A 325-nucleotide genomic window follows, 5' to 3' on the forward strand; every position below is an offset into this window, starting at 1 on the left:
GACCACCTGATCCGCGACCAGCGGGACCTTCAGCGCCACCTGGACTACATCCACTTCAACCCCGTCAAACACGGCTTGGTATCGGCGGCAGAGGATCATCCGTATTCATCGTTCGGAGAGTGGCTCAAGCGGGGAGTCTACGAGGCCGGCTGGGGAGCAACGCCACCGCCGTCCATCGAGGGAATGGAGCTGGAGTAGGTCGTCGCTACCGCGGCGACGGGAACGGAGGCACCTCTGCCGGGGCCGCTACCGGACGTTCGGAACGGCAGGCCTCGGCCGTCGGAACGGAACTCGAAGCTCCTCCCCCGCTGCCTCCGTTCGCGTC

1 pseudogene is annotated in these 325 nt (G+C 66.2%); it reads left to right on the forward strand.

Annotated elements, in window-relative coordinates:
- Nucleotides 1-198: pseudogene (locus tag ACYQ2W_RS26750) on the forward strand (REP-associated tyrosine transposase); the annotation flags it as partial.
- Nucleotides 199-325 lie beyond the last annotated feature (127 nt).

This window comes from Endothiovibrio diazotrophicus, from assembly GCF_054657215.1.